Annotated in this window: 12 protein-coding genes; 8 read left to right on the top strand and 4 right to left on the bottom strand. The window is 62.4% G+C overall.

Annotation, left to right across the window (positions count from 1 at the left end):
- Nucleotides 1-797: LysR family transcriptional regulator (locus AB4Z51_RS42040; protein WP_441499519.1), on the bottom strand; the 797-nt coding region annotated here is incomplete at its 3' end.
- Nucleotides 798-1088: 291 nt separating this feature from the next.
- Here AB4Z51_RS42040 and AB4Z51_RS42035 point away from each other — a divergent pair.
- The 3 genes from AB4Z51_RS42035 to AB4Z51_RS42025 all read left to right on the top strand — a co-directional run bounded on the left by AB4Z51_RS42035 (nucleotide 1089) and on the right by AB4Z51_RS42025 (nucleotide 4392).
- On the top strand, nucleotides 1089-1823 hold the full coding sequence (locus tag AB4Z51_RS42035) for an SDR family NAD(P)-dependent oxidoreductase (RefSeq protein ID WP_441499520.1): 735 nt from the start codon (nucleotides 1089-1091) through the stop codon (nucleotides 1821-1823).
- Nucleotides 1824-1839: 16 nt separating this feature from the next.
- A complete protein-coding gene (locus AB4Z51_RS42030) occupies nucleotides 1840-2439 on the top strand; it encodes an NADPH-dependent F420 reductase (RefSeq protein WP_441268236.1) in 600 nt (199 codons plus the stop codon).
- Nucleotides 2440-2745: 306 nt separating this feature from the next.
- Nucleotides 2746-4392 carry a DUF4238 domain-containing protein gene (locus tag AB4Z51_RS42025; RefSeq protein ID WP_441268237.1) on the top strand — a complete coding sequence of 549 codons (1647 nt, stop codon included), beginning with the start codon at nucleotides 2746-2748 and terminating at the stop codon, nucleotides 4390-4392.
- 434 nt (nucleotides 4393-4826) lie between these two features.
- Here AB4Z51_RS42025 and guaA read toward each other — a convergent pair whose 3' ends face one another.
- Nucleotides 4827-6425: a glutamine-hydrolyzing GMP synthase gene (gene guaA / locus AB4Z51_RS42020; protein ID WP_441499518.1), complete on the bottom strand. Its 1599-nt coding sequence runs from the start codon at nucleotides 6423-6425 to the stop codon at nucleotides 4827-4829.
- 149 nt (nucleotides 6426-6574) lie between these two features.
- On the opposite strand from guaA, the gene AB4Z51_RS42015 reads away from it, so the two are divergent.
- The 3 genes from AB4Z51_RS42015 (at nucleotide 6575) to AB4Z51_RS42005 (ending at nucleotide 8007) form a co-directional block, all read left to right on the top strand.
- Nucleotides 6575-6946 carry a nuclear transport factor 2 family protein gene (locus AB4Z51_RS42015; RefSeq protein WP_441268239.1) on the top strand — a complete coding sequence of 124 codons (372 nt, stop codon included), beginning with the start codon at nucleotides 6575-6577 and terminating at the stop codon, nucleotides 6944-6946.
- 253 nt (nucleotides 6947-7199) lie between these two features.
- Nucleotides 7200-7532, top strand: coding sequence for a DHCW motif cupin fold protein (locus AB4Z51_RS42010; RefSeq protein WP_063983785.1), 333 nt, complete (start codon nucleotides 7200-7202; stop codon nucleotides 7530-7532).
- 265 nt (nucleotides 7533-7797) lie between these two features.
- The gene (locus AB4Z51_RS42005; RefSeq protein ID WP_008141931.1) at nucleotides 7798-8007 is read left to right on the top strand and encodes a cold-shock protein; all 210 of its coding nucleotides are present in this window, start codon (nucleotides 7798-7800) and stop codon (nucleotides 8005-8007) included.
- Nucleotides 8008-8232: 225 nt separating this feature from the next.
- On the opposite strand, the gene AB4Z51_RS42000 is transcribed toward AB4Z51_RS42005, so the two are convergent.
- Nucleotides 8233-9531 carry an RsmB/NOP family class I SAM-dependent RNA methyltransferase gene (locus AB4Z51_RS42000; RefSeq protein ID WP_441499517.1) on the bottom strand — a complete coding sequence of 433 codons (1299 nt, stop codon included), beginning with the start codon at nucleotides 9529-9531 and terminating at the stop codon, nucleotides 8233-8235.
- A 109-nt stretch (nucleotides 9532-9640) separates the two neighbouring features.
- Nucleotides 9641-10015, bottom strand: a complete 375-nt coding sequence (locus AB4Z51_RS41995) for an MAPEG family protein (protein ID WP_063986431.1) — start codon at nucleotides 10013-10015, stop codon at nucleotides 9641-9643.
- Between the two features lie 168 nt (nucleotides 10016-10183).
- Between AB4Z51_RS41995 and AB4Z51_RS41990 the strand changes: the two genes are divergently transcribed.
- Nucleotides 10184-10798: an acriflavin resistance protein gene (locus AB4Z51_RS41990; RefSeq protein ID WP_441499516.1), complete on the top strand. Its 615-nt coding sequence runs from the start codon at nucleotides 10184-10186 to the stop codon at nucleotides 10796-10798.
- Nucleotides 10799-10868: 70 nt separating this feature from the next.
- Nucleotides 10869-11711, top strand: coding sequence for a metallophosphoesterase family protein (locus AB4Z51_RS41985; RefSeq protein ID WP_441499515.1), 843 nt, complete (start codon nucleotides 10869-10871; stop codon nucleotides 11709-11711).
- The last annotated feature ends 142 nt before the right edge of the window (nucleotides 11712-11853 follow it).

Genomic DNA, 11853 nt, shown 5'->3' with positions numbered 1-11853 from the left:
GTCTCCCCCTGTGTGAGAAGCCAGAGCGTTCCGTACATGTGCAGGTCGGTGCCCGGCACCCTCACCAGCAAGGGATCGGCATCTCCGACGAAGCACGGCAGCGTCGTGATCCCGAGCCCTTGCCGTACAGCAACGATCTGCGCCCCGGCATCTGTGACCCTGAACGGAACCTCGGCGGCGCGAACCTCACCCTCGCTGGCCCAATCCGGAATTCCATGAATGCTGATGACGATCCACCTGATAGGATCAGGCGCGCCTGCACGCCACGCGGCTAGTCGATCCCGGGACATGTAGACGCCGCCGAACAGCTCCGGTCCCTTCAGGCCGTGAAGATTGAGCGGCAGGGTTTTGCGGTCGTAGACGACGCGGATCGCGACGTCGGCCTCTCGGTTGGTCAGATTTGCCAGCTCGCCGAACGACAGGATGTCCATCTCGATGTCCGGATGCAGACGCGCGAAGTCGGCGAAATCAGGCATGAGCAGGTGTGTCGCCAGCGGCGGTGCCAGCGTCACCCGCAGAAGCCCGCGCACGCTCTGGTCGCGGCCGAAGACGCGCGTCTCCAGCTGGTGCGACGACGCTTCCATCTGGTCCGCAAGTTCGAGAACCTCCTCCCCTGCAGCCGTCAGGCGGTAACCCGAAGGCAGCTTCTCGAACATGAGCGCCCCGAGCCGTTCCTCCAGTTGGGCGACGCGTCGCAACACGGTTGAATGGTTCACCCCGAGGCGCTCGGCGGCGGCCCGCACCGAGCCTCCGCGCGCGACGGCAAGAAAGTAGCGAACGTCGTCCCAGTCGATCATGGTGCAATCCTGCACCGCCGGGGTGCGCCTTCCAGTGCCCGTGTCCAACACATCGAACAGCATCTCGTATCTGGGTAGCACGGGCGGTGATCATAGCCCATGCCGCCAGGCGCGGCCCAATTCCGGACGGCGGACAGCGATCGTCGCGGCTGGCGTCAATCGTCCAGCCGGATCGATTTCGCACCACCGATGTGCGCGCTTCCGCACTCAACGCCTGACGACGACGGACCTATGTCGAGGTCCTCGGGGGCCTCCCCGAACGACCAAAGGCGGAGTCTCAAAGGAGAAGTCATGGGAAAGCTTGAAGGTAAGGTTGCAGTCGTCACGGGTGGATCGAGCGGCATGGCGCTGGCGAGCGCCAGGCGGTTCGTTGAAGAAGGCGCCTATGTCTTCATCACGGGCCGAAGGCAGGAGGCGCTCGACGAGGCCGTCAGGCTGATCGGCCGGAACGTGACCGGCGTGCGCGGCGACGCGGCCAATCTCGACGACCTCGACCGTCTGTTCGACACGGTCAAGCGGGACAAGGGCAAGATCGACGTCCTGTACGCGAGCGCCGGCATCGGCGAAGCCGTCCCACTGGGCGAGATTACCGAGCAGCATTTCGATGCGGCCTTCGGCCTGAATACGCGCGGCACGCTGTTCACGGTTCAGAAGGCGTTGCCGCTGTTTCGCGATGGCGGATCGATCTTCATGACCGGGTCGGTTGCGTCGGTGAAAGGTTTTCCCGGTTACGGCGTGTATGCGGCGAGCAAGGCGGCGTTGCGCTCATTCGCACGCACTTGGCTCAACGAACTGAAGGGCAGGAATATCCGGGTGAACGTGCTGAGCCCGGGGCCGATCGCCACGCCGATGCAGGACCAGGTTCTCACCGAGGAGGCGAAGCGGATGTTCGAATCCCTGATCCCGCGAGGAAAGATGGGTCGTCCAGAGGAAATTGCGGCGGTCGCGCTGTTTCTTGCTTCAGACGATTCCAGCTTCGYGAACGGGGTGGAGTTGTCTGTCGACGGCGGCTTCTCGGCCATCTGAAAATCGGAGAAACATGATGAGTTACGCAATCATAGGATTCGGCAAGGTAGGCCAGGCCCTCGCCCGCGCCTTCGCCCGTAAGAACATCGAGGTAACAGTCGCGAGCCGCCGGCCGCCCGAGGCGTTGGCGCCGCAGGCTCGGGCGATTGGCCCCACGGTCGTCGCCAAGTCGCTGCGGGAAGCACTCGAGGCCGGCACGATCATCCTGGCGGTCCCGTTCGGGGAGCATCGCGAGGTTGCGAAGGCCCTGCCGAGCTGGAAAGGCAAGACGATCATCGACGCGATGAACGCGTTGGTTCCCCCTGAGGAGCTGGACGGTCTCCCGTCCTCCGCCTTCGTCGCGAAGGCGTTCACCGGCGCCAAGCTCGTGAAAGGTTTCAATCACCTGGTTGCGGCCACCCTGGCTGCCGATCCAATCGTCGAGGGCGGGCACCGGGTCGTCTTCCTGTCTGGTGACGACGAGGACGCGACCGCTCCCGTGGCGGCCTTGGCCAAACAACTCGGCTTCGCCCCCGTCAAGCTGGGAAAGCTCAACGAGGGTGGCGCGCTGGTGCACGCACGCGGCCGCATCTGGGGCCAGCTCATCTTCCAGGACTTGTTTAGGAAGGAGCAGTAATCGGCGTATCGGCGCCGTTCCAAGAGCGGGGGAGACGCCCGACGGAGGAGTAACATGTCGTTCTGACGTACGCAGCTCATCTGGAGCTGATGTGGTCGGGGTTGGCCGCCACAATCACAGCAGGCGTTTTGTCACATGATTGATGTGAGCGTGTGTGTGTGATGGTTCACAGCGGAGGTGCGGCAAATTGGGCGGCGGGGCGCGGGCGAGATCAACGGCCTTACTACCGGTGATGGAGATTGCACCACCCCTAGCGGCATACGGTATACTATTCGACCGAAGGATGATTCTGGAACGAAGGGCACTATGGCCGGCAAGCGTCAACACTATGTTCCGCGGCTGCTCCAGCGCGGCTTTCTTCACGATCCCAGTCAACAAGCTGAACGAACTTGGCTTCACCGACGACCAATCGAACCCAGGCTTGTTAGCATTCGTGACGTCGGCGTCGAAGAATGGTTCTACTCAAAAGAGTCGTCCGGAGGCGAACTGACGCTCGATGATATCATTACCAACATCGAGAGCGACCTTAGCGGCACAATCAACGACCTGCGCGCGACACCAATCGGGAGCGCTGTCAATTCCGACATTGCCGCGCACTTTGTGGTTCACCTTGTAATGCGCACCAATCACCTCCGAACATTGATGTCCAAGGGATTTTCGAGCGTGTCCGAAAAGATACAATCAATCTTTTCAGATCCTTCGAGTTTGGAGAGAATGTTTGGGTTCAATTCTTATGAAATTGCACCACGCGTCACCGAAAGCATTCGGGGCAAGGCATTTGAACTTGCTTCTAGCGGAATTCCAATCCCGTTCACGGAACGAATAATGTCGTTCCTGGTGAGAGAAAACGGGGATGACATAGTGCGCAACATCACAAAATCATTCGCACCACTTCTTCCACATATATTCGGCGATCTAACAAGCAAGATACGCGACGCGCACAATGAAATCCTTCAAACCTCGTCTGGCGATAATGCATGGGTGACAGCCTTATCAAGCTTGTCCTGGACGGTCGAAGCTGGCGAGGATCTAATTTTGCCTGACTGTGTTGCGCTAGCTACCGAGGCCAACGAACGTCTTGTGCCGCTTTTATTCTCGCGCGCGGCAGACGTCCGTCGATTGGCGCTGCCGATTTCGAGAGAGCGCATCCTCATAGGTGTTGCCGCAAATGAGGATCGATTAGATCTAACCACCTTGAACCACCGCGCCGCTGCTTGCAGCGAGGCATTCTTTATCGGCGCACGCCCATATGACAATGATGTTGTCGCCTTGATTGGATCGGGCCCTATGACTGCGGTTCGACAAGCGATCGAGCTAGCAATGGATAGCGCCAGCATGGAAGGAGTGTCCACTCCAGAGATATCTGCGCGCTCTCACAGCAATGACTTCGAACTACTTGACTTCAAGTATACTATCCGTCTTGCGGACTTCGGCGATGAAGCGCTTGCCAAGCAGCTAGGGGAGGTATTTCAGGTCATAGTAGCAGAACTCTCACGCCGGCGGCTTCCCCTGCAAAACCTCGATGGCTTCACGATCGCCAAAGACTATGGAGCGGCGCTTGCTTGCTTAGACCGAGGCGCCCCCGAATTGCCACCTGCAAAGAGCGACGCCCTTGAATATGGCGCAGGTATAGCCAGAACAGTCAGCCTGCAACGCGATGGAACGAGGAAGCAACAGATTGTTCTCAATGCGGACGTTGCGCAAGCTTGCCTCTCCGACGACGACGAGACGAGGGCTAGCGGGCTCTATATCGTAGCGAAGATGTTGGTGATTGTAGCACACAGCACGCTCTTCGCCGATCAACGCTGCGAAATGCCCCCAGATCTCTTAGCTGCTCAACTGCACTCGGCCGTTGCAATGACACCTTGTGGATGGTTCAGCGCTCGCGAAAGCGCCTTCCTCGCACCAGACATGGGACAAAGATATGCCGAACTCGTGATCACCAGCATCTAATTCACGGAACGTAAGTTAGCTGAGGAACGCGTACTCAGTCAGAAGACGGGTGATGTAGGCAATGTGACGCGGCGATCCGTCGAATGCATCTCTGCGATCTTACAGCATGCAGCTGACTGGCTAGGCCACCGTGCGGGCCTGTCGGAGGGCCAGGGATTTGAGGGGGACGATTTGCCGGTGCGTCTGCAATCCCGTGGCTTGGATAAATGGCTAGAATTGTTCGGGCGAGATCTGGCAGCCGTCTACGAAACAGATTCCGCCGGACTAAACATGTCGATGGTTGTAAGACTTAGTCGCCATTTTGAAAGGATACTTTGGGCACATGGCATTTATGCATGGCCCCAAGATGGTGACGTCTGCTGCCTTGTGACGGATCAACGGCTAGTTCTCCCAACTTCCTTCGGTAGCTACGACTAATCTTCGACGACTCCCCCTCACTCCCACTCAATCGTCCCAGGTGGCTTGCTGGTCACGTCGTACACCACCCGGTTCACGCCCTTCACCTCGTTGATGATGCGCGTGGCGGTCTCGCCGAGAAACTTCATGTCGAACTGGTAGAAGTCGGCGGTCATGCCGTCGGTGGAGGTGACGGCGCGGAGGCCCACGACATAGTCGTAGGTGCGGCCGTCGCCCATGACGCCCACTGTCTTCACCGGGAGCAGCACGGCAAAGGCCTGCCAGATGTCGTCGTAGAGGCCGTGCTTGCGGATCTGGTCGATGTAGACGGCGTCGGCCTTGCGCAGGATGTCGAGCTTGTCCTTCRTGATGTCGCCGGGGCAGCGGATGGCAAGGCCCGGACCCGGGAACGGGTGGCGGCCGACGAAGATTTCGGGCAGGCCGAGCTCATAGCCGAGCTTGCGCACCTCGTCCTTGAACAGCTCGCGCAGCGGCTCGACGAGCTTCATGTTCATGCGCTCGGGCAGACCGCCGACATTGTGGTGCGACTTGATCGTCACCGAGGGGCCGCCGGTGAAGGAGACGCTCTCGATCACATCGGGATAGAGCGTGCCCTGCGCGAGGAAGTCGGCGCCGCCGATCTTCTTGGCCTCCGCCTCGAACACTTCGATGAAGAGGCGGCCGATGGTCTTGCGCTTGGTCTCGGGGTCGGTGACGCCTTCGAGCTCGCCCAAGAATTGCTTCGAGGCATCCACGTGCACGAGCGGGATGTTGTAGTGGTGGCGGAACAGGTCGACCACGGTCTTGGCTTCGTCGAGACGCAGCATGCCGTGATCGACGAACACGCAGGTGAGCTGGTCGCCGATCGCTTCATGGATCAGCACGGCCGCGACGGCCGAATCGACGCCGCCGGACAGGCCGCAGAGCACCTTGCCCTTGCCGACCTGGGCGCGGATCTTCGCGATCTCCTCCTCGCGGAAGGCGCGCATGGTCCAGTCGCCGGAGAGGCCGGCGATCTTGCGCACGAAGTTGCGGATCAGTTTGGCGCCGTCAGGCGTGTGCACCACTTCGGGGTGGAACATCAGGCCGTAGTACTTGCGCGCCTCGTCCTGGATGATCGCGAACGGCGCGTTCGGCGAGGTGCCGGCCACCGAGAAGCCCGGCGGCATTTTTGTGATGCGATCGCCATGGCTCATCCAGACCTGGTTCTTGCCGCCCGGCGACCAGACGTCCTCGAACAGCTTGCTCGGCGCCTTCACCTCGACATCGGCGCGGCCGAATTCGCGATGATGGCCGCCCTCGACGGTGCCGCCGAGTTGCTCCGCCATGGTCATCTGGCCATAGCAGATGCCGAGCACCGGCACGCCGGAGGCGAAGATCAGTTGCGGGGCGCGGGGCGAGCCGGCCTCATGCACCGACTCAGGGCCGCCGGAGAGGATCACCGCTTTGGGTTTCATCTCCTTGAAGGCTTCTTCGGCCTTGTTGAACGGGACGATCTCGCAATAGACGCCGTCCTCGCGCACGCGACGCGCGATCAGCTGCGTCACCTGGCTGCCGAAGTCGACGATGAGAATCTTGTCGTGCGCCGAGGCCACCGAGGGCGTCGACGCGGAGCGGTCGTTCTGTGCTGCTGTCATGGCCAGCAAATACGCGACCGTGCCCCTGCCCGCAACCGCGCGATGCGCGCGCCCACATTCTTCTTTGGGCATGGACAAATGGATATAGGTCAGTATTATTGACCTAATATGCCCTCACGCCAAACAGGGGGCAATCAGGGGAGAACGCCATGCCACAGCACCATCAGCCATCGACGCTCGCCGCGCTCGGCCGGACCTGGGTCGAGGCCTGGAACGCGCGGGATCTCGAGCGCGTGCTGACGCTCTACGCCGAGGACACCGTGATGACCTCGGACCGCATCCCCGCGATGGGGTTCGATTCCAGCGGCACCGTGCGCGGCAAGGACGCCTTGCGGGCGTATTGGGGCAAGGCGCTCGCCCTGTTGCCGGAGCTGCATTTTGCGCTGATCGACCTGTTCGTCAGCCCTGATAGCGTCGTGGTGTTTTACGAGAACGAGCGGGGCAAGCGGATTTGCGAATATCTGCGGGTGAATGATGCGGGGCTGATCGTGCAGGGGTCGGCGAACCATTTGGTGCATTGACGCTTGCGCGCATTGCTGTCGGCCACGCGCTTATCGTGTGCAGACGGTGCCGCCCCATCCACCGCTGTCATTCCCCGCGCAAGCGGGGAATCCAGTACGCCGCGGCTTTTCCGCATCACGGCGCGGCCTCTGGAATACTGGATCGCCCGATCAAGTCGGGCGATGACACCGAGGATCGCTCGCAATGACGGAGACTGCCGGACGAGCGTGCGCTAACACTGCGCCCGCCGGCTCTGAGACAGGATCACCACCCATGAAACTCCCCGCCTCCCCCTTCACCGTAACCGACTGGAGCAAGGTCGAGGCCACCACGCATCCCGGCGAGACCGGGCAGGCCAAGTGGCGGACGCTCAACATCGGCGATCTCCGGGTGCGGATGGTCGAGTATTCGCCGGGCTATCTCGCCGATCATTGGTGCGACCGCGGCCACGTGCTCTACGTGCTCGAGGGCGAGCTCGACAGCGAGCTGCGCGACGGGCGGAAATTCAAGCTGACGGCGGGGATGAGCTACCAGGTCTCGGACTTCGGCGACGCCGCGCACCGGTCCTCGACGGCCACGGGGGCGACGCTTTTCATCGTGGATTGAGGGCTGTCGGGCGGCTCATTTGCACCGCAAAATAGCAAAGCCGCGCCACATGCCGGCCCACGGGTGGTGCCTTGAAGTAGCCCCAAATTCTCGCTATATTGTGATCATCGATACTTGGCCGAACGACTGGGCCGCTTCGCTTCGTTGCAGACGGGCGCGCACGCTTCAGATGACTTCCCCAAACATCGACTGAACAGGATCATGGGCGCCATTTTGCGTACCGGTCCACGTGCGTATCCTCTCTAACTAACTAAAGGAAATTCCCATGGCTATGGGCACCGTGAAGTGGTTCAACACCCAAAAGGGTTATGGTTTCATCCAGCCGGATGACGGCCAGAAGGACGTGTTCGTTCACATCAGCGCCGTCGAGCGCGCTGGCCTCTCCTCCCTCAACGAGGGTCAGAAGGTCTCGTTCGACATCGTCGCCGACCGCCGCAGCGGCAAGTCGTCGGCTGACAATCTCCGCGTCGGCTAACGCCCACGCACCGTTCTGACCACGGACGTACCGGCAGAACGTCGAGTTAGAAAGCCCCGCGAGCTTCGGTTCGCGGGGTTTTTGTTTTGGGGAACTGCGGCGCGGCACACGCGGTGCCGTAGGGTGGGCAAAGGCGCGCTCTTCGCGCGCCGTGCCCACCATCTTTCACACTACGAATGGTGGGCACGCTTCGCTTTGCCCACCCTACGAGGGTCACTACGAGAGCTACGTCTTCTTCAGCACCGAGACGAAGAACCCGTCCGTCCCCGTCCGCCGCGGCGTCATCAGCCAGCCTTCGTCCGACTGCAGCGCGGCCTTCGCAAAATCCTCCGCCTTGTCCCAGAGCACGCTTGCGGTCTGCTCCGGCGGCACGACTGCGAATTCGGGATGGCGCCCCACGAACGCCCTCACCTGCTCGCCGTTCTCTTCCGCCAGCACCGAACAGGTGATGTAGGCGATGCGGCCGCCGGCCTTGACCAGCGRCACGGCGCGCTCCAGCACCTCGGCCTGATCGCGCAGGCGGATCTCCAGCGCGCCGGGGCGCATGCGCCATTTGGCGTCGGGGTTGCGGCGCCAGGTGCCGGTTCCCGTGCAGGGCGCATCGATCACGACGAGGTCGGCGGTGCCGCTGATGTCGGCCAGCGGATCGGCCTCGCCCTTGGGCGTGCGGACATCGGCATTGTGGACGCCGGCGCGCGACAGGCGTTCGTGGATCGGGGCAAGCTGGCGCTTGTCGCTGTCGGTGGCGATCAGCCGGCCCTTGCCCTGCATCATGGCTGCGAGTGCCAGCGTCTTGCCGCCGGCGCCGGCGCAGAGATCGATCACCTGCTCGCCGGGTTTTGCCGCGGTGAAGCTGGCCGCAAGCTGCGATCCCTCATCCTGAACTTCAACGGCGCCCTTGATGAAATCCTCCTCCGCCTGGAGGCCCGGGTTGCGTGCATCGGCCGAAAGCTCGATACGCAGGCCGTTTGCGGACCATGGCGTCGGTTCCGCATGAAGATGAGCAAGCCCGCGCAGCACCTTGTCACGATTGGATTTTAGCGTGTTGACGCGCAAATCCAGCGGCGCCCGGCTCGCCATCGCGGCCGCCTCCGCGGCGCGGTCCTCGCCGAACACTTTTGCAAAGTACGGGTCGAGCCAATCAGGATAATCCCCGACGATCGCGGCCGGCGCGTCCTCGAGGGAACGCGAGGCCAGCGCGGCCTGCTCGGCCTCGGTCAACGGCGCCGGTGCAAACCGGCTGCCGTCGAACAGCGCGCCCATGGTGGCCGCGTCCATGTTGCGCTCGAGGCGGAGCATGCCGATCAGCCGGGCGCGTGCGGTGTCGGCGTCCATCAGGAAAGCGCTCGAGGCATAGCGGCGCAGCACGTCCCAGACGAGGCCGGCGATGGCGGCGCGGTCGCCGGAGCCGGCGAAGCGGTGCGCGGTGCCCCACTCCTTCAGCGCCTTGGCCGCGGGCACGCGGTCCTTCTCGATGGTGTCGATCAGTTCGATGGCTGCGGACAGCCGGGCAGCGGGAGTCATTTGAATCTTTCAGGTCAGGAATGGCTATTTTTGTTTTGCGCTGATCTTGTCGGAAAACCGGTATCCACTTTGCGCTAACTCGGCCCTCCGGGTCCGGATCATGCGTGCATCAGATCAACAACAGCATCTTCAGCGCGAAGTAGATCCACATCGCGAGCAGCACAAGCACGCCCGCGAGCCAGATCGTGGAGCGCCGGCCGGGATCGTTGGAGGAGACGAACACGCCGGCATGGGCAAAGCGCGTCACCACGAACACCCAGGACATCAGCACGATGAAGAGATCGGCATGGCGCAAGGGCAGCGCCAGGGCGATCAGCGCGTAGAACAGCACCGGCAATTCGAACTGCTCGCCCAGCGCAATGTCGCGGCTCTTGGTCTCGCCGGAGACCAGCGAGCGCCGGCGCGCCAGTACCATTCCGATCAGGAGTGCGAAGGTGAGACCGACCTGCACGAAGACAGGCAGCAAAACCATTTGGATGGACATCGGAACTTTCCCGTAAGGCGGAACACCGCGGACCGTCATTAGCCGCGACTGCTGGCGCTGACAATCAACGAGTTGAACCGGTGTTCCCGGTCCCGCGACCAAAGGCCGATAGTTAAAGCGATTTCGGCCCCTTGAGGCCGCAAGGCGAGCTAGCGCCAAGAGACTGACATGAACACCCTCCCAAGCCTTTTGACCGAATCCGCGGACGGCCGGCTCGGCGCCTTGATGTCGGCGCTGTCAGGCATGGCGGCGGCGCTCGCGGTCGCGCTGGCGATGACGGTGTACTTCCGCCTGAGCTACCGGAGCTGGCGCGACGTCGTCAGGCATGGCCTCGCCACTTTGGCCGCGCTCGCCCTGTTCGCCTTCGCCGCCTACGACATGCGCCACGCCGCGCTGGCCTATCTCGGCCTCAATCCCTCCAAGCCGGCGGTCGAGTTCGAGATCCGGATGCCCAGGGAAACGCTGACGGCGGTGTCCGACAGCCAGATCGAGCTGCACACCGACCGCAACCAGACGCTGGCGCTGGTCGACGGCGTGCGCGAGCTCGGTGATGGCCGCTCCGTGCTGCGCGGCGCCGTGGCGCTCAACCACCGCACCGCCGACCGCATGCTGGTCGTGAACCTGCCCGGCAAGGGCACGTTCGAATTCCGCCTCCKCCWGTCCRCCGAGCCGCATCGCTCCGAGCAGTTCGGGCCCTGGCACCTCGCTGACCGCATCGCCTCGCCGGCCACCGGCGGCGTCGCGCCGCAGGACGCCTACACGATCCGCTATCGCGTGCTTTAAACTTTGTTTCATCGCGATGCATGCGCGCGCCGTCATCGTTCCGACGTGCGACAACGCGTATGCTGACCCCATGTCCGAATTTCGCCTCACGCAGATTTCCGACACCCATCTCGGCCGGCGCTTCCCCGGCCTGATCGCCAACTTCGATCGCGTCAGCGAACACATCGACGCTGATAGGCCCGACCTCGTCGTCAACACCGGCGACGTCTCCTTCGACGGGCCGACAAGTCGCGACGATGTCGAATTCGCCAAGAGCCGGCACGACGCCCTGCCCGTCGCCTGCTGCTACATTCCCGGCAATCACGACATCGGCGACAATCCAACCGCGATCGGGCCTGCGCCCAAGCCGCCGGTTGAGGAAAAGCACCGCCAACAATTCCGCGACATCATCGGCGAAGACCATTGGTCGTTCGAAGCGGCCGGCTGGCACTTCATCGGCCTCAACTCGCTGGTGATGAATTCCGGGCTCGCATTCGAGGCTGAGCAGTTCGACTGGTTGTCCCGGGAAATGGYGCGCATCAACGGCAGGCCGATCGCGCTGTTCGTGCACAAGCCGATGTTTCTCAACCTGCCCGACGACCCCGAGACGCCGGAGACCTCGATTCGCTACGTGCCGCAGCCGGCACGCGCGCGCTTGATCGAGATGTTCTCGACTGTGGACCTGCGTCTCATCGCCAGCGGCCACGTGCACCAGCGGCGCGACTTCACCTATCGCCACACCCGCCATGTCTGGGCGCCGTCGGCCGGCTTCAGGATCAACGACCAGCGCCAGGACCGGATCGCGATCAAGGAAGTCGGGCTCGTCGAATACCGCTTCCGGCCGAACAGTTTTGAAGTTCGTCACGTCAGGGCCGCGGGCCAGGTCGATGTCGATATCGAGGAGCTGCTCGCCCAGATGGGCGGCGAGCACTAAAGCGGGATGGGGTTAGGTTGAATCGATTTGGGATTCCCAAATCGGTGTGTTTCTGATTCACCATTCTGGCTGGGTTGGAGGCCAGCATGGATGGGCAAGCCTTATTCTCTGGATCTTCGCAAGCGTGTCGTGTCCGCGATCG

It is taken from the genome of Bradyrhizobium sp. 2TAF36 (genome assembly GCF_052114925.1).
Taxonomy (GTDB): domain Bacteria; phylum Pseudomonadota; class Alphaproteobacteria; order Rhizobiales; family Xanthobacteraceae; genus Bradyrhizobium; species Bradyrhizobium barranii.
The sequence above is the reverse complement of the archived record's forward strand: the minus strand, read 5'-3'. Positions and strand labels throughout refer to the sequence as shown.

Excerpts from the sequence above, each read along its gene's own strand:
- AB4Z51_RS42030 (WP_441268236.1), top strand. The coding sequence starts at position 1,840 with ATGAGTTACGCAATCATAGGATTCGGCAAGGTAGGCCAGGCCCTCGCC.
- AB4Z51_RS42025 (WP_441268237.1), top strand. The coding sequence starts at position 2,746 with ATGGCCGGCAAGCGTCAACACTATGTTCCGCGGCTGCTCCAGCGCGGC.
- AB4Z51_RS42015 (WP_441268239.1), top strand. The coding sequence starts at position 6,575 with ATGCCACAGCACCATCAGCCATCGACGCTCGCCGCGCTCGGCCGGACC.
- AB4Z51_RS42010 (WP_063983785.1), top strand. The coding sequence starts at position 7,200 with ATGAAACTCCCCGCCTCCCCCTTCACCGTAACCGACTGGAGCAAGGTC.
- AB4Z51_RS42005 (WP_008141931.1), top strand. The coding sequence starts at position 7,798 with ATGGCTATGGGCACCGTGAAGTGGTTCAACACCCAAAAGGGTTATGGT.
- AB4Z51_RS41995 (WP_063986431.1), bottom strand. The coding sequence starts at position 10,015 with ATGTCCATCCAAATGGTTTTGCTGCCTGTCTTCGTGCAGGTCGGTCTC.